The following is a 16,743-nucleotide window of genomic DNA, read 5'->3' as shown; positions in this document are numbered from 1 at the left end:
TCGCGACGGGAGCGGTGGGGTGGTCGAGCGAGGTAGGAGTCGCTCAGTCGCCCTCGTCGGTCTCCGGACCGTCGATGACCCCGATCCCGACCGCCTCATGGTCGGGCTCGGGGTCGTTTCGCGACGGAGCCTTGGGCTCTTCCGAGGGCTCCTTCTCGGTGCTCGGCTCTTCGAGTTCGTCGTTGCTCGGAACCTCCGACGGATCCGCGTCTTCGGGGGACTCCGCCTCCGCCGGCTTCTCGGCGGTGTTCGCCGGATCCTTGAACTCGCCGGCATCGCCGGACGAGGGCGTCGGAGTGGGAGTCTGGGCCTCGGGGTCGAGGCCGGAGGTCGGGTCCTGCTCGGGCGTGCTGTTCGTCATGATCGTCCCTTTCGCATCGAGTGCACCCCCAGCATCCGTCAGCGGCTGCGAGGCGAGAAGGGCCTTGACGACAGCCTCCGGAGCGTCCGTCTTCCTGCGCACGACGTAGGCTGAGGAGGTGACAGCGTACGTCTCGGCCTTCGATCTCTTCTCCATCGGAGTGGGCCCCTCGAGCTCCCACACGGTCGGACCGATGCGGGCGGCCCTCGCGTTCGCTCAGCGCCTGCGCTCGTCCGGAGCTCTCGATCGCGTCGCACGCATCGGATGCACGCTGTACGGCTCTCTCGGCGCCACCGGAATCGGTCACGGCACCCCGGATGCGGTCGTCGCGGGCCTTCGCGGGCTGTCGCCGGAGAGCTGCGACCCGGCCGACGTGCGCGCCGCCTGGACCGACCTTCGCGACGGCGCCACGGTGCGCGTCGACGGGGTCCATGAGATCCCGTTCTCGAAGGCCGACACCGTCTTCGAGCCGCGAACCCGGCTGCCCGGTCATCCGAACGCGATGACCATCACCGCCCGGGACGATGCCGGCGGTGTCGTCGCCGAAGAGACCTATTACTCCGTCGGCGGCGGGTTCATCCGCCGGGACGGCGAGGAGGCGAAGCTCGCCTCGGCCCCACTGCCCTACTCGTATGCCGACGCCGCGTCGCTGCTCGCACTGTGCGACGAGCACGGACTGTCGATCGCCGAGATCGCGCGACTCAACGAGACCGCTGAGCGCTCGGAAGAAGAGGTCGCCGCCGGACTCGATGCGATCTGGGACGCCATGGCTGCGTGCGTCGAGAACGGACTGCACTCGGACGGCGTCCTGCCGGGGATGCTCAAGGTCAAGAGGCGGGCGAGCATGATCCGCGCGCAGCTCGAGGAGGCGGAGGCCGACGGTCATCGCGAGCTGCCGGGAGAGTGGCTCGGTGCCTTCGCGCTCGCGGTCAACGAAGAGAACGCGGCGGGCGGTCGCGTCGTCACGGCGCCGACCAACGGCGCCGCCGGCATCCTCCCCGCCGTCGCGATGTACTGGTGGCGGTTCCTGGCGGACTCGGGCCTCGGTGCGGGCAATGCCGTGACGCCGTACGGAGAACTCGTCGGCAGTGCGCTGCTCGGCTTCGACGGCACGCGGGCGATCGAGGCGGCGCAGGCCGAGGACGACGACGCCGTCGCCGACGCGAACCGCCGCCGTGGCATCCGTCGGTTCCTCCTCACGGCCACGGCACTGGGCTCGCTGTTCAAGGCCAACGCCTCGATCTCGGGGGCCGAGGGCGGCTGCCAGGCCGAGGTCGGGTCGGCCTGCGCGATGGCTGCCGGAGGGCTCACCGCCGTGATGGGCGGCACCAACCGGCAGATCGAGAACGCCGCCGAGATCGCGATGGAGCACCACCTCGGGCTCACCTGCGACCCGATCGGCGGCCTCGTGCAGATTCCGTGCATCGAGCGCAATGCGATCGCCGCGTCGACGGCGGTGACGGCCGCCCGTCTGGCGCTGCGCGGCGACGGCAGCCACTACGTCTCCCTCGACGCGGTGGTCGAGACGATGCGCCAGACCGGAATCGACATGTCGACCAAGTACAAGGAGACCAGCGAGGGTGGTCTCGCGGTCAACGTCATCGAGTGCTGAGTCATTCCGAGCGCGTCGGCGGCTGCGGATAGCCTCCTCTGAGGAGGCGCGCATGGAATCGATCTGGACCCCGGGCAGTCGCAGGCGGCGGGAGCAGCCCATCGTCGCCGTGCGCGCGAATGGTGACGCGCCGGGTTCCGGCCGCATGTGGCCGACCACCATTCCCGCCGTCGCCCAGGTGCTCGAGGAAGGCATCGATCTCGCTCCCGGGGTGACCTTCCTCGTCGGCGAGAACGGCAGCGGCAAGTCGACGATCGTCGAGGGCATCGCCGTCGCCTACGGGCTCTCGCCCGAGGGAGGGTCCCGCCAGGCGATGCACAGCACGCGCCCCAGCGAGTCGCCGCTGTCGCAGTGGCTGCAGCTGCAGCGCGGAGTCGGAGCCAACCGCTGGGGATTCTTCCTGCGAGCCGAGACGATGCACTCGTTCTACACCTACCTCGAAGAGAATCCCTCCGCAACGGGCGACGTGGCGTTCCACGAGATGAGCCACGGCGAGTCCTTCCTCGCTCTGCTCGACAGCCGATTCGATGAACCCGGCTTCTACTGTCTCGACGAGCCAGAGGCAGCGCTCTCGTTCCAGTCCACCCTCGCCCTCATCGCGGTGCTGCAGCGCATCGTCGACGACGGAGGTCAGGTGCTGTGCGCGACGCACTCGCCGGTGCTCGCCGCGCTGCCGGGAGCTCGCATCCTCGAAGTGGGGGAGTGGGGCATCCGTCCCGCCGAGTGGAACGACCTCGAGCTGGTGAACCACTGGCGGTCGTTCCTGCAGGACCCGCCGCGGTACCTGCGGCATCTGCTCGACTGAGGGGAGCGCGCAGATCTGGTCGTAGGCTGGCGCCATGACCGAGCAGCGTGCGCCCAAGAAGCGCGGGCGTCCGCGTGGCGTCTCCGATGCGCGCGAACGCATCATCGCCGCCGCAGTCGACGAGTTCGGCGAGCACGGATACGACGGCACGACGGTGCGCTCGATCGCGGCTCGTGCCGACGTCGACTCGGCGCTCGTGCACCACTACTTCGGCACGAAGGCAGACCTCTTCGCTGAGGCGGTCGGCATCCCGCTGCGCCCCGACATCGACGTGCCGGCCATCGTCGCGGGTCCGCGTGACGCCGTCGGCGAGCGTCTCGTGCGGTACGTGCTCGAGGCCTTCGAGCAGCCCGACATCCGTCGCCGCGGGGTCATGCTCATTCGGACGGCGATCGGCAGCCGGCTCACCACGCCCCTTCTCGCGGGGTTCCTCTCTCGCGAACTCATCGGCCGGATCGCGAAGACGCTCGGCGTCGCGGATGCCGAGCTGCGCGCCACACTCGTCGCCTCGCAGATCGCTGGCCTGCTGCTGACGCGCTACGTGCTGCGGCTCGCGCCGATCGCCGCGGTATCCGTCGATGACATCGTCTCGCGGGTCGGACCGACCGTGCAGCGCTACCTCTTCGAATAGCGCGGGCCACGCGCCGCACTGCCGCCTGCATCTCGCCTCGGCTTCGGGCACGAGTACCCGTTGACCCCGCGACTCGCGCGGCGCATAATTCACCACATGATGAATAACGCGGCGGTCGAGATCTCGGGGCTGCGAGTGCGACGGGGAAGGACGCAGGTCTTCGACGGTGTCGACCTGGTGATCCTCCGGGGCGAGATCACCGGCTTGCTGGGTCCCTCGGGATGCGGCAAGACCACGCTGATGCGCTCGATCGTGGGTGTGCAGCGGATCACCGCCGGCATGGTGACGGTGCTGGGGGAGCCGGGCGGATCGCCGCGGCTGCGTCATCGGGTGGCGTACGGAACACAGGGTGCCGCCGTGTACGGCGATCTCACCGTCCGGCAGAACCTCTCGTACTTGGCGGCGGTGCTGAAAGCACCGAAGGGCGACGTCGACCGGGTGCTCGACGAGGTCGGGCTTCGGGCGCAGGCCGCCCAGCTCGTCGACTCGCTCAGCGGTGGCCAGGCGACGCGCATCTCGCTGGGGATGGCACTGATCGGATCCCCCGAGCTCATCGTCCTCGACGAACCCACGGTCGGCCTCGACCCCGTGCTGCGCGCCGAACTGTGGGACCTGTTCCGCGGCCTCGCCGCGCGCGGCGTCACCATGATCGTCTCGAGTCACGTGATGGACGAGGCGCTGCGATGCGATCGGCTCGTGCTGATGCGGGGCGGGCGGATCATCGCCGACACGGACCCAGCCGGACTCCTCGCCGACACGGGCACGACGGAGCCCGAGGCGGCGTTCCTCGCCCTGATCGAGCGGGACAGCCGAGCGACCGGGGGTCCAGCGGCGGGCAGCACCCGGCGCGCACGGCGGGAGGCCTCGGAATGAACGGCGGTCGGATGCTCGCCACCGCCGCCCGGGTGCTCGGACAGCTGCGGCACGATCCTCGCTCGATCGCGCTGATGCTGATCGCGCCGAGCCTGCTGGTCGGACTCTTCGCGTGGCTCTTCAGCGATCAGGACGGCGTGTTCGATCAGTTCGGGGGAGCGATCCTCGCGCTGTTCCCGTTCATCGTGATGTTCCTGATCACCTCGATCACCACTCTGCGGGAGCGACGCTCCGGCACCCTCGAACGTCTGATGACCACTCCGCTCGGCAAGGCCGACTTCATTCTCGGCTATGCCCTGGCGTTCGGGCTGATGGCGCTGCTGCAGGCGATCATCACCGTGTCGTTCGCGGTCGGCGTCTGCGGGCTCGACGTCGAGGGTGAGCTCTGGCAGCTCGGGCTCGTCGCCGTCGTCGACGCTCTCCTGGGCACCGCCCTGGGGCTCCTCGCGAGCGCCTTCGCGCAGACCGAGTTCCAGGCGGTGCAGTTCATGCCGCTGCTCGTCTTCCCGCAGATCATCCTCGGCGGGCTATTCATGCCGCGCGATCAGATGCCCGACGTGCTGTACGCCATCTCGGACTGGCTGCCCCTGAGCTATGCGATCGACACGATCAACGCCGTCACGGCCGGCGACGAGGGCTGGGACGTGTACGGACCCCTGCTGGTCGTCGTCGCCTTCGGAGTCGGGGCGCTCGTCCTCGCATCGCTGACCCTGCGACGTCGCACCGCGTGAGGCAGGGTCAGCGCGCGGCGCGGTTCTTGGTGTGCTTCGTGGGCACGGCCGCCCACGGGTCCTCCGGCCAGGGATGCCTCGGGTAGCGCCCTCGCATCTCCGCGCGAACCTGGGCGTAGGGGCCCGACCAGAACGAGGCGAGGTCGTCGGTGACCGCGAGAGGGCGCCCCGCGGGCGACAGCAGGTGGAACAGCACCGGCACGCGTCCGTCGACCAGTCGAGGAGTCTCGGCCCAGCCGAAGCACTCCTGCAGCTTCACAGCGACGACCGGGGGCGCCGAGATGTCGTCCGGGTCGGGGTAGGTGATGCGGATACGGGATCCGCTCGGCACCGCGAGGCGCCCGGGTGCGAGCTCCTCGAGGCGCGCCGCCTCGGGCCAGGGCAGCAGTCGACGCAGAGCCGAGGACAGATCCACTCGCGCTGCGGGGGTGCCGCCCGCCAGGGTGTCGAGCTCGGGAGCGAGCCAGTCATCGAGAGTGCTGAGCAGCCCGGAATCCGACACGTCGGGCCACGGGCCGCCGAGCTCTCGCCGCAGCAGGGCCAATCGGCGTCGGAACGCGGTCGCGGCATCCGACCAGGCGAACATGCCGAGCCCGTCGCGCAGGACCGCGCGGCGCACGGCATCCCGCCCCTCTTGAGCAGAGGGGCGCACGGGCGAGGACGAACGCAGGATCGCACCGACGCGGCGCTCACGGCGCGCCTGCACGCGACCTCCCGTGAACTCCGCCTCGACTCGGTCGGTCAGCAGGTGGCTCGCAGCGCGTTCCATCTGGGCTTCCGTGAGCACAGCCGCGGATCGGATGATCGCGCCTGACCCGGCCGCCACTCGCGCCGTGGCCCGCGCGACGTCGGCGACCGCGAGCCACTCGACTGCGGCGAGCGGGCCGGTGACTCCGGCACGGGTTCCGGACGCCAGGAGGAAGACCGCTCCGTCGGCGGTGCGCTCGACGCGATGCGCGATCCGGTCGGGGAACGCGAGTGCGATCACGAGTCCGACGCCCTCGAGATCCGATCGCACGTCTCGCGCCGGAGCGACCATGCGCTCGAGGCGGTTCGCGTCGTCACGCCAACGGCGAGCGTCCGGTGTCCGTCCGCCGCGCAGGGAGATGAGCGCCTGTGCGACGTCGGCCTCGGCGATGCGCAGGTCGCCGCCGAGCACGGCGACGACCTCTGCGGCGAGACGGCTGCCGACGACCGAGCCGCCGTCACGGAGAGCGCGGGCGAGCCGGGGGTCGGCGGGGATCCGGGCGAGAGCTCGACCCTCGGCCGTGGCGCGGCCCTCGTCGTCGATCGCGCCGAGACCGCGCAGCACCGAGACGGCATCGGCCAGGTTGTCTCGGGGCGGTGGGTCGAGCATGCGCAGGCCTTCTGCACCCGGGGCACCCCAGCAGGCGAGCAGCAGGGCGGCATCCGCGAGGTCGGTCACCGCGATCTCGGGTGCCGGGCGGGCCGGGGCGGCCGCATAGGTGCGTTCGTCGACGCAGCGGATGACGACGCCCGGTCCCTGGCGCGTGGCGCGACCGGCGCGCTGCACGCATGACGAGCGCGACGCGGCAGTCGTGACCAGACCCGTCATGCCGCGCGCGGCATCACGCTGCGGATGCCGCGACAGACAGCTGTCGACGACGAGGCGCACTCCGGGCACGGTGAGCGACGACTCCGCGAGCGAAGTCGTCACGATGATGCGCGGAGGCTCGTCCGGTCGACGGCCGCGGATCACGGCATCCTGCTCCGCCGCGGGGATCTGACCGTGCAGCTCTCGCACGTCGAACGCCGCGCTCGCATCGCGGATGCGGCGGGCGATCTCCGACACCTCCCGCGCGCCCGGGGCGAACACCAGCACATCGGCCCGAGGGTTCTCGCGGACCAGCTCGAGTGCGGCCGCTGTCGTCGTGCGTGCGACGTGGTCGAGGAAGCCCCAGGTGACACCGCGCTCATCGAGGCGCGGCGTCGGGCTGGGAGCCCAGCGCTCGGTGAGAGGGAACGCCGGCACAGCGTGGTCGACGATCGGCGCGGGCAGGTCGTCGGTGCCGAGGACGGAGGCGATGCGCGCGGCATCCAGCGTCGCCGACATGGCGACGACCACGAGGTCGTCGCGCAGCTCGCGGACCTCCGAGAGCAGGCCGATCAGCAGGTCGGTCTCGAGTGCGCGCTCGTGCACCTCGTCGAGGATGACGGCATCCACACCGTCGAGGCCGGGGTCGTCGATCATGCGACGCAGCAGCACTCCGGCGGTGACGAACTCGATGCGGGTCGCCGCACCTGCCGAGCGCTCGCCGCGCACGGTGAAGCCCACGCGGGTGCCGAGCGCCGAGCCGTCGAGATGAGCGAGGCGGCGGGCTGCGGCGCGAGCCGCGACGCGGCGAGGCTGGGTGACGACCACGCGCCCGGACGACCGTGACGCCAGCAGCGGCGGCACGAGAGTGGTCTTGCCCGTGCCGGGCGGGGCGCTCACGACCACTGATCCGCTCCCGTCGAGCGCGGCCCCGAGTTCGTCCAGCGCGGCCGCGAACGAGAGCCCGGCGCCGATGGCGGCGAGGTCGAAGGCGGCGGCGGTCATTCCCTCAGTCTGCCTGGTCTCCGGAGTCATCGAGCACGGGTGGCGGAGACGACGGATGCCGCGACCGAATCGGCCGCGGCATCCGCTGTGCGCTGTGTGCTGACTACTCCGCTGCGGGAGCCGGAGGTGCCGGCGGCGGCGGGGTGGTCGGCGCAGACTGGCGGGTCGGCGTGGACGGTGCGGATGCTGCGGCCACGCCTTCGCCGATGCCACGGCCCACGGCCTGCCCCTGGATGATCGAGGCCAGGTCGAGTCCGGTCGCCGCGCTGACGCTGTCGAACACCGACTTCAACGCCTTCGCGCTGTCGGCGCCGACGACGCTGGATGCGCCGTCTTCGCCCGAACCGCCGATGATCGAGACATTGCCGATCGCGGCGTAGCCCTTCGAGAACTCGGCCATGATCGACGGCAGGGTGTCGAGCACCCGCTGCGACAGGAACGCGTCCTGGTTCGAGGCGATGGCCTTCGCCTCTGCCTCGACGGCGGCGGCTCGCGCCTCACCCTCGGCGCGGATGGCGTCTGCTTCGGCGTTCGCACGCAGTCGGCGGGCCTCGGACTCGGCCTCGGCCTGCGCACGCAGTGCGTCGGCCTCACCGGTGGCTCGGGCGATCGCGGCTGCGGCCTCACCGTCGGCCTTGGCCTTGTCGGCCTGCGCCTGCTGCTCGGCGATGCGGGTGCGGGCCTCGGCCTGCTTCACCTGCTCGATCGCGCCCGCCTCCGCCGCACGCTCACGCGTGTAGAGCTCGGCCTGTGCCCGGGTCTCTGCCTCATAGCGCTGTGCGTCGGCGACGCGCTTGACGTCGGCGTCGAGCTGGGCCTGGCGGTTCTCCGCCTGCTGCTGCAGCACGGCCTGCTGAGCCTGCTCGCGGGCGAGGTTCTCGGCCTGCTCGGCCTCGGCGCGAGCCCGACCGATACCGGCGTTGGCGTTGGCGGTGTTCGTGTCGAGAGCCGTCTGCTCGACCAGGTTGGCTTCCTGGTTGGCGATGTTCTTCTGGTTGATCGCGCGGTCGGCATTGGTCTGCGAGATCTCGGCAGACTGACGTTTCGCCTGGATCTCGGGAGCACCCAGCGACTGGATGTATCCGACCTTGTCGGTGATGCCCTTGATCTGGAACGAGTCGAGGATCAGACCCTGCTCGGCGAGCTCCTGCGAGACGTCGGCGGCGATCTGGTCGGAGAACTTCTTGCGCTCGCGCATGAGCTCGACGACAGACAGCGTCGCGACGATTCCACGGAGCGCACCTTCGAGCTGCTCAGTGGTGAACTGCTCGATCGCCTTGTCCTGCGAGGCGAAACGCTCGGCGGCGCGGCGCACGAGGATGGGGTCGGAGCCGATCTTCACGATGGCGACGCCGTCGACGTTGAGGGTGACGCTGTCGAGCGACTGGGCCTCGGCGTTGAGCGACACCTGACGCGAGCGCAGCGAGATGATCTCGTGGCGCTGGGTGATCGGGTTGACGAGGGACTTGCCGTTCACGATGACCGTGACGGGCGACTCCGACATCTCGTCTCTGGTCGTGCCGTCGGCCGAGATGACGGCCCGCTGCACCTTCTGCTTGCGCCCCGAGATGACGAGCGCCTCATCGGCGCGAGCCACCTTGATCCAGCTGCGTGCGAACAGCAGCAGGATGAGCAGGACGACGATAGCGATGGCTATGCCGATCCCGACGATGATCAGGATGCCGACGATTCCGGCGATCTCCATGGATGACCTCCCTGGTTCCCCCCGAGGGGGCGGTCGTGGATGCCGGCGCGGCCGCGCGGGCGTTCACGCTCCACCCTGCCAGAAAAGAGGGGAGGGTGTCGGGGAGGGATGCCGCCGGATCTCGGCGATGCGGAGCCGATGTGCGATACGGAGGAGCTCAGCGCCGCGGCATCCTCCGTACGGCGGAAACCCTCCGTATGCGCCGAGCTCGTTCGGTCAGCGACCGTCGATTGCGTCCGTGCGTCGGGTCAGCGACCGCGGAGTTTCTCCGCCAGATCGCGGAGCGTCTTCAGCTCGGCGTCGTCGAGGCGCGACATCCGCTCGGCGATCGACCGGCCATGCACCGTGGCGACGCTGCGGAACTGGCGCACACCGGCATCCGTGGCCCTGATCAGCGCACCGCGCCCGTCGTCGGGGTCGGGGCACTTCGAGACGAGTCCGCGGGCGACCATGCGGTCGACGAGGCGCGAGACGCTCGGCTGGCTGATCAGCATGTTCGCCGTGACGTCGCGCAGGCGGGCCGACATGCCGGGGGAGCGGGTCACCGTGAGCAGCACGTCATACTCCGCCTGCCCGAGATCGGTGTCATCGAAGTCGGTGTTCATCTCCGTGAACAGCTCGTGCTGTGCACGGAACAGGCTCTCCCAGGCCTCGAGGGCGAGCTTGCGATCGGTCATGGAGAACAGCGTACTGGCAACAGTAAAGGGCCGGTCGGAGAGGCTCCCGACCGGCCCTTGTCCCTTGCACCAAGAGTGTCCTGCAATCACATGCGGTGTATGCCACAGCAAACATTCACCGTGCGATCACTCTATAACGGCGAGGTAACGAATGCAACGGTTTGGTCACGGAAATCTCGACGGGCCTGCGCAGCGATCCGGCTGAGGGCAGGCGAAGATGGTGATGTCTCCTGAACAGGGGACGACGCGCTCGCCGCCGACAGCCTTCCCATTCGCTCTCATGCGCACCCCGACACCGGAGACACACGATGAACCCCGAGATCATCACCTTCCTCATACTCGGTGCGGCCGTGATCGCGTTCGTGTCGAACCGCATCCCGATGGTCATCGTCGCGATGGCGGTGCCCATCGCTCTGTGGGCGACGGGAGTGCTCTCGCTCGGCGACGCCTTCGCCGGGTTCGGCGATCCCATCGTCCTGTTCATCGTCGCTCTGTTCATCGTCAGTGAGGCGCTGGATGCCACGGGCGTCACGTCGTGGGTGGGACGGCAGCTCATGCGCCGCGCCGGCAAGAGCCGTTCGCGCCTGCTGCTCATCGTGTGTCTGCTGGCCGCCGTGCTGTCGGCGGTGATCAGCATCAACGGTGCCGTGGCTGCCCTCCTTCCGATCGTGGTGCTCGTCGCGGTACGGGCAGGCATCGCGCCGTCGCGCATGCTCCTCCCGCTCGCATTCGCCGCCGGCGCGGGGTCGCTCCTCACGCTCACCGGAACGCCGGTCAACATCCTCGTGTCCGAGGCGGCCGCAGAGGCCGGTGGGCGTGCGTTCGGGTATTTCGAGTTCGCGATCGTCGGCATCCCGATGGTCGTCCTGACGGTCGTGCTCGTGCTCGCGCTCGGAGACAGGCTCCTGCCCGAGCGCGTTCCGGACCGTCTCGAGGAGCCCGCCGACCCGAGTCACGATGCCCGCGCCTGGCGCGAGACGTATGACGTCGCGCTCGATACGGGCAGCCTCTTCACGGTCGGCGAGGGCGTCGCGGAGGTGCTCATCGGGCCGAGGTCGAGCCTGATCGGCCGGGTCGTCTCGCCCGGGATGACGACGCGACAGGAGGACCTGGTGATCCTCGCGCTCCGGCACGGCAGCCGTCCGGGCGATGTGGGCGGAAGGGCGACCGGCGCGGTCACGCTGCAGGCGGGTGACTCCGTGCTCGTCCAGGGGCCGTGGGAGGCACTGCACCGCTATACGACCTCACCCGATGTGATTCCGGTCAGCTCGCCCCAGCAGATGCAGCGGACAGTGCCGCTCGGCCGGGGTGCGCGGCGCGCGCTGGTGATCCTCGGAGCGATGGTCGTGCTCCTCGCCACGGGTGTCGTCCCGCCCGTCATCGCTGGCCTTCTCGCGGCCGGTGCCCTCATCGTCACGCGGGTGCTCACCGTGACGCAGACGTTCTCGGCGATCTCGTGGCCCACTGTCACGCTCATCGCCGGGATGATCCCGCTGTCATCGGCGTTCGTCTCCACCGGCGCCGCCGATCTCGTCGGCGACGCGGTTCTCCAGCTGGTCGGCAACACCTCGCCCCATCTCGCTCTGCTCACCATCTGCGTCGCGTCGGTGATCCTCGGGCAGTTCATCTCGAACGTGGCGACCGTGCTCGTCATCGCGCCGATCGCGGTGTCGGTCGCATCGAGCATGGGCGTCAGCGTGCAGCCGTTCATGATGGCGCTCACGGTCGTCGGAGCGGCTGCGTTCCTGACGCCGATCGCGACACCCGTGAATCTCATGGTCATGCAGCCCGCCGGCTACCGATTCGGTGACTACTGGCGTCTCGGTCTCCCACTCGTCGCGATCTACGTCGCCGTCGCGGTGCTCTACGTCCCGCTCATCTGGCCGTTCTGACTCCCGATCACGCGGCATCACCGCACGAGGTGCGCGAGTTCCGGCCGACCGCCCAGCCGTGCCACGGTCGACGCGGCAGCCCGTGCAGCGAGATCCGCGACGCGATCCATCGACCACCCGTTCGCGATACCCCGCACGAGTCCCACGAAGAATGCGTCGCCGCCTCCCGTGCGGTCCACCACGGTTTCGTCGTCGTCATGTGCGCGGTAGGCGCTGCCGTCCTCCCAGACGACGAGGTCGCCTTCGCCTGCCACCTCCACGGCCGCTATGCGGGGTCCGCGAGCGAGCAGCCACCGGCACGCCTCGTGAGCCGAGTCCAGGTTCGACACGGCGATCCCCGTCAGTCCTTCGGCTTCCGTGGCGTCGGCACGCACGACGTCCGCTCCGGCGAGCAGTTCGTCGCGAACCTCCGGCTCGGGCGCTCCGTCGAGCGCCACCGTCGCGTCCGCTCGTCGCGCGATCATCAGAGCGGCCGACAGTGCATCGCCCGGTTGCTGAGACTGCAGACAGATCGTGCCTGCACGGCTGACCGCGCTCGCCGATGCCTCGACATCCGCGACGGTCAACAGCGACGTCGGCGGGACGTGCTCGAGCAGCATGCGCCGCGATGCCGGATCGACGACGTCCACCAGCACGGCCGAGCCCCCGCGCCGCACCACCCCGCAGACATCGATCGCGTCGTGCAGCAGGGCGGTGACGAGCCGCTCTCCGATGTCGTCCTCTCCGACCACGCCGACGATCGCGACCGAACCCCCGAGCTGACGAAGGCCTACGCCCTGGTTCGCGCCTTTGCCGCCGAGGAGCCGTCGCAGCTCCGAGACGCTGACGGACTCATCCGGCTCGGGGAGCGCATCGCCCCTGAGGACCAGATCCTGGGCGATCTGGCCGAACACCGCGAAGCGGTCTCTTCTCTCCGACATGCGTGCGCCGCCCTTCGACCGTTGTGACAGCACGAGGCTAAGCGTCGACGACGCCGACCGAGAGGGCATTGCGCGAGCGGGGCGCCGCTGTTAGCCGCGATGTCGAGCGAGATGCGCCGGTCATCACCCATGCGCGTGGTTCGCTCCGGGCTGGGGGATGCGCAGCACCACGTTTCCCCGCTTGCGGCCGGTGTCGACATAGCGGTGCGCCTCGACGATGTCGGCCAGCTCGAAGGTCCTGTCGATGACGGCCCGGAAGCGACCGGAATCCGCGAGGCTCACGAGGTGGGCGAGGTCCTCCGCGCCCGGCGTGCCGACGTTCCAGGTGACGAGCTTTCCCGACCGGCGAGTGTGCCCGCGGCTCGTCAGCATCGACCGCAGATCGCTGATGACGAGCAGCAGTGCACCGCCGGGGTTGATGAGTGTCTTCACCCGGCTGAAAGGGGCATTGCCGACGCAGTCGACGATCACGTCGTACGTGTCGCCCCCCGCCGCGAACTCCTCGCGGGTGTAGTCGATGACCCGATCGGCGCCGAGGGACGCGACCAGTGGGACGTTGCCGCCGCTCGTGACGGCGGTGACGTCTGCTCCGAGCTGCTTCGCGAGTTGTATCGCGGCAGTGCCGACCGCGCCGGATGCTCCGTTGACGAGCACGGAGGTGCCGGGGCCGATCGCGACCTGGGCGAAGAAGCACTGCGCGGTGATGCCGCCGAACACCAGCGTCACCGCCTCTTCGAAGCTCATCGTGTCGGGAGCTCTGGTGATCGGGCCGTCGGCAGACAGGCGCACGTACTCGGCATGACCGCCGAACGCTCCGCCGGTCGAGGCGATTACCCTGTCGCCGGGTGCGAAGGCGGTGACGCCCGAGCCGACAGCCGCGACGACGCCCGCGGCATCCATGCCCAGGATCGGCCGACTGGGACGGAACGCGCCGAGTCCGACTGCGGCGAGCACCCCGAGGCCGGCCGGGATGTCCCGAGCGCGGGCGCGATGATCGCCGACGCTCACGGTGCTCGCGTGCACCCGGATGAGCACATCGCCGGGCCGGGGCGTGGGGACCGCCCGCTGTTCGAGGCGGACCTCCTCAGGGGCGCCGAAGCGGTGGTAGACGGCCGCGGTCATGGTCGTGTCAGTGGTCATGTCTCGATGCTTGTCGTCCGGGGGATGCTCGTCATCGGCCAGTAAGCCCGGATCCGCTCGGCCGAAAGTACGGTTCCGAGTCCGTGCTGACGGCCGATGCCCCCGACTGCCGATGAGACGAGCATCGAGACATGTCGCAGCAGATGAAGGCCGCCCGATCGACTCCCGAGCAGAAGGAGCGGCGTCGGCGATCGAAGAGCGGGTGGCCGGCGATCACCGGCCTTCTGCTGCTCAGCGTGCTTCCCGTGATCGGTGGAGTGCTTCGTCTGCAGGAGGTGAGCGGGGAACCCGTGAGGACTCTCCTCCTGGCGTCGACGGTCGCGATCGTCGCGCACATCGTGGCGATGACCGTCTACTGCGTTCTCGGGGCATTCCAGTTCTCACCCGCGCTGCGAACGCGGCATGCCTGGCACCGCGTGGCCGGCCGCGTGCTGATTCCCGCAGGATTCGTCGCGGCCCTCTCAGCGGCCTGGCTCGCGGTCTTCTTCGGTGGTCCACCGGATGAACTCGCGCTCGCGATGGTTCGTCTCGTCTTCGCCGTGGCGATGACCCTGTTCCTCGTGCGGGGCGTGATCGCGATCACACGACGCGACTTCGTGGCGCACGGAGCCTGGATGACCCGCGCCTACGCCACCGCCGTGTCGGGAGGAACCCAGGCGCTCGTCTTCGCGCTGTGGACGATGCCCCTCGGTGAGGTCGACGCCTTCGGTGAGGCATTGCTCGTCGCCGCCGCGTTCATGATCAACAGTGCCGTGGCGGAGCTGCTCATCCGGCGCCGCTCGCGCCGGCAGACGCGGGGGTGTCGCGCCGTGGTGCGCTTGTATCATGACAGCGTGACCGGGCTCGTGCGTTCCGTGTGGAGTGCCCCGAGCGCTGTGCCCCCTCCGCCCTCCCGAGTCTGGCGGGATTGGGTGCTCCTGGCCCTCGTCGCCGTCCTGGCCGTGGTCGAGGGCATCGTCCGCACCGACCTGACGCAGCCGCTGCTCGCGGTGATCGCCCTCCTCGTCGTGCTGCCGACCGTGCTGTGGCGCCGCACGAAGCCGCTTCTCATGCTCATCATCGTGATGGTGCCGGTCGATCTGCTCCTGCCCGACTCGGCGCTGTACTCGAGTCTCTTCGTGATGGTGAACGTGTACGCCGTGTACCGGTGGGGGGCAGGTCGCGACCTCGTGATCGGGTCGGCCATCCTCCTGGCGAGCCTCGCGCTGACATTCGTCCGCGGGGAAGGCTTCGATGAACTCGTCGGGGGGTTCGCGCTGCTGCTGACGGTCGCCCTGTTCGGCATCGCCTTTCGCTACCGGGCGGGATCGAGACGACGAAGCCTCGACCGGATCCGGATGCTGGAGCGCGAGCACCTGGCTCGCGACCTGCACGACACGGTCGCCCACCATGTCTCGGCGATCGCGATCCGCGCCCAGGCGGGCATCGCGGTGGCCGGGCGAGACTCGCGCGCAGCGCAGGACGCGCTCGGCGTGATCGAGGCGGAGGCGGCCCGGACGCTGAGCGAGCTCAGGTCGATGGTGCGAGTCCTGCGGCAGGGAGAGTCGGCCGAGCTCGCGCCGAGCGCGCAGCTGGACGACATCGCGCAGCTCGCCGGAACGCGGCCGGGCGGAACGGTCGTCGTCGTCGAGGTCGCGCGCAACAACGACAGCATCCCGCCACCCGTGGCTGCCGCCGTCTTCCGTCTCGCGCAGGAATCGGTGACCAACGCCCTCCGTCACGCGCGACAGGTCACCCGCGTCGACGTCCGCGTGGAGGCAGACGCGGGTGGTGTGCGCCTGAGAGTGACGAACGACGGAGACGTGGCCGCGTCGCCGACTCCCGGCTTCGGCATCATCGGCATGAGGGAGCGTGCTGCCCTCCTCGGCGGTGCCTGCGAGGCGGGTCCGGCGTCAGGCGGCGGATGGATCGTCAACGCGGTGCTGCCCCGCGCCGGGTGGGCGCCATGATGATCCGAGTGCTCGTCGCCGACGATCAGGAACTCGTGCGCACCGGACTGAGCATGATCCTCGGCGCCCAAACCGACATCGAAGTCGTCGGTCAGGCGGCCGACGGCACCGAAGCGGTCGCCCTCGCCCGCAGTCTGCGACCGGACGTGTGCCTGTTCGACATCCGGATGCCCGGCCTTGATGGCATCGAGGTGACCCGGATGCTCGCCGGCCCAGGGGTGCCCGATCCCATGGCGGTCGTCCTCATCACGACCTTCGACCTCGACGAGTACATCTTCGCGGGATTGCGCGCCGGCGCCAGAGGTTTCCTGCTCAAGGACGCCGGGTCGGAGCTGCTCGCCCAGGCGATCCGCGCCGCAGCGAGCGGTGATGCCCTGATCGCCCCCAACGTGACGGTGCGCCTGCTCGAGGCCTTCGCCGGATCGGCCGCCGCCGCACCATCGCCGCCGCCGGTCGAGTCGCTGACCGAGCGTGAGGAGCAGGTGCTCGCGAAGGTGTCTGCGGGTCTGAGCAACGGCGAGATCGCGCGCGAGCTGTTCATCACCCTCAGCACGGTGAAGACGCACGTGGCGAGCCTCATGACCAAGCTCGGGGTCCGCAATCGCGTCGAGATCGCCATCTGGGCGCATCAGGCGGGGCGCATGAGCCCGCGAGCCACGGGCGGGGAAAACCGGAATCGATGACGGCCGGGACGCGTCGAGGCAGTCCCCGGTACGCCGCAGCCAACACCGCATCCCGGTATATCGGAGTTGTATACCGGTTGCCGCGTAATCCCCCCGCTTTTTCCTGATCTCTTAGATGTGTCGCATTGGGAGCGACGCGAATCGGATGGGGAGAACGATGACTGGGGAGCGTGGTGTCGTGCGTGCACGGACGAAGAGGATGAA

14 protein-coding genes are annotated in these 16,743 nt (G+C 69.8%); 8 read left to right on the top strand and 6 right to left on the bottom strand.

Annotation, left to right across the window (positions count from 1 at the left end; all coding sequences use genetic code 11):
* Positions 1 to 43: 43 nt before the first annotated feature.
* Positions 44 to 463 (bottom strand): prolipoprotein diacylglyceryl transferase, encoded by a 420-nt coding sequence (locus ACZZZQ_RS04000; protein ID WP_285365183.1) that lies wholly within the window; start codon positions 461 to 463, stop codon positions 44 to 46.
* 16 nt (positions 464 to 479) lie between these two features.
* On the opposite strand from ACZZZQ_RS04000, the gene ACZZZQ_RS03995 reads away from it, so the two are divergent.
* The 5 genes from ACZZZQ_RS03995 (at position 480) to ACZZZQ_RS03975 (ending at position 5,013) form a co-directional block, all read left to right on the top strand.
* Positions 480 to 1,973 (top strand): L-serine ammonia-lyase, iron-sulfur-dependent, subunit alpha, encoded by a 1,494-nt coding sequence (locus tag ACZZZQ_RS03995; RefSeq protein ID WP_463506939.1) that lies wholly within the window; start codon positions 480 to 482, stop codon positions 1,971 to 1,973.
* Between the two features lie 52 nt (positions 1,974 to 2,025).
* Positions 2,026 to 2,778, top strand: coding sequence for an AAA family ATPase (locus ACZZZQ_RS03990; protein ID WP_463506938.1), 753 nt, complete (start codon positions 2,026 to 2,028; stop codon positions 2,776 to 2,778).
* Between the two features lie 34 nt (positions 2,779 to 2,812).
* On the top strand, positions 2,813 to 3,409 hold the full coding sequence (locus ACZZZQ_RS03985) for a TetR/AcrR family transcriptional regulator (protein WP_463506937.1): 597 nt from the start codon (positions 2,813 to 2,815) through the stop codon (positions 3,407 to 3,409).
* Positions 3,410 to 3,505: 96 nt separating this feature from the next.
* Positions 3,506 to 4,282, top strand: coding sequence for an ABC transporter ATP-binding protein (locus tag ACZZZQ_RS03980; protein ID WP_463506936.1), 777 nt, complete (start codon positions 3,506 to 3,508; stop codon positions 4,280 to 4,282).
* On the top strand, positions 4,279 to 5,013 hold the full coding sequence (locus ACZZZQ_RS03975; RefSeq protein WP_320490879.1) for an ABC transporter permease: 735 nt from the start codon (positions 4,279 to 4,281) through the stop codon (positions 5,011 to 5,013). Before ACZZZQ_RS03980 ends, ACZZZQ_RS03975 begins: the two co-directional genes overlap by 4 nt.
* Before the next feature lie 7 nt (positions 5,014 to 5,020).
* On the opposite strand, the gene hrpB is transcribed toward ACZZZQ_RS03975, so the two are convergent.
* The 3 genes from hrpB to ACZZZQ_RS03960 all read right to left on the bottom strand — a co-directional run bounded on the left by hrpB (position 5,021) and on the right by ACZZZQ_RS03960 (position 9,955).
* Positions 5,021 to 7,573 carry an ATP-dependent helicase HrpB gene (gene hrpB / locus ACZZZQ_RS03970; protein WP_463506935.1) on the bottom strand — a complete coding sequence of 851 codons (2,553 nt, stop codon included), beginning with the start codon at positions 7,571 to 7,573 and terminating at the stop codon, positions 5,021 to 5,023.
* Between the two features lie 103 nt (positions 7,574 to 7,676).
* On the bottom strand, positions 7,677 to 9,278 hold the full coding sequence (locus ACZZZQ_RS03965) for an SPFH domain-containing protein (RefSeq protein ID WP_463506934.1): 1,602 nt from the start codon (positions 9,276 to 9,278) through the stop codon (positions 7,677 to 7,679).
* A 248-nt stretch (positions 9,279 to 9,526) separates the two neighbouring features.
* A complete protein-coding gene (locus tag ACZZZQ_RS03960; RefSeq protein WP_053098809.1) occupies positions 9,527 to 9,955 on the bottom strand; it encodes a MarR family winged helix-turn-helix transcriptional regulator in 429 nt (142 codons plus the stop codon).
* Positions 9,956 to 10,263: 308 nt separating this feature from the next.
* On the opposite strand from ACZZZQ_RS03960, the gene ACZZZQ_RS03955 reads away from it, so the two are divergent.
* Positions 10,264 to 11,847: an SLC13 family permease gene (locus ACZZZQ_RS03955; RefSeq protein ID WP_463497890.1), complete on the top strand. Its 1,584-nt coding sequence runs from the start codon at positions 10,264 to 10,266 to the stop codon at positions 11,845 to 11,847.
* A gap of 17 nt (positions 11,848 to 11,864) precedes the next feature.
* Here the strand turns inward: ACZZZQ_RS03955 and ACZZZQ_RS03950 are convergent, their stop codons facing one another.
* Together ACZZZQ_RS03950 and ACZZZQ_RS03945 are read right to left on the bottom strand one after the other, a co-directional pair.
* The gene (locus ACZZZQ_RS03950) at positions 11,865 to 12,767 is read right to left on the bottom strand and encodes a PfkB family carbohydrate kinase (RefSeq protein ID WP_463506933.1); all 903 of its coding nucleotides are present in this window, start codon (positions 12,765 to 12,767) and stop codon (positions 11,865 to 11,867) included.
* A gap of 123 nt (positions 12,768 to 12,890) precedes the next feature.
* Positions 12,891 to 13,907 carry an NAD(P)-dependent alcohol dehydrogenase gene (locus ACZZZQ_RS03945; protein WP_463506932.1) on the bottom strand — a complete coding sequence of 339 codons (1,017 nt, stop codon included), beginning with the start codon at positions 13,905 to 13,907 and terminating at the stop codon, positions 12,891 to 12,893.
* A gap of 131 nt (positions 13,908 to 14,038) precedes the next feature.
* Between ACZZZQ_RS03945 and ACZZZQ_RS03940 the strand changes: the two genes are divergently transcribed.
* Positions 14,039 to 15,856, top strand: a complete 1,818-nt coding sequence (locus tag ACZZZQ_RS03940) for a DUF2306 domain-containing protein (protein WP_463506931.1) — start codon at positions 14,039 to 14,041, stop codon at positions 15,854 to 15,856.
* Positions 15,853 to 16,539 (top strand): response regulator, encoded by a 687-nt coding sequence (locus ACZZZQ_RS03935; protein ID WP_463506930.1) that lies wholly within the window; start codon positions 15,853 to 15,855, stop codon positions 16,537 to 16,539. Before ACZZZQ_RS03940 ends, ACZZZQ_RS03935 begins: the two co-directional genes overlap by 4 nt.
* The last annotated feature ends 204 nt before the right edge of the window (positions 16,540 to 16,743 follow it).

Source organism: Microbacterium sp. AC132, assembly GCF_979258525.1.
The sequence above is the reverse complement of the archived record's forward strand: the minus strand, read 5'-3'. Positions and strand labels throughout refer to the sequence as shown.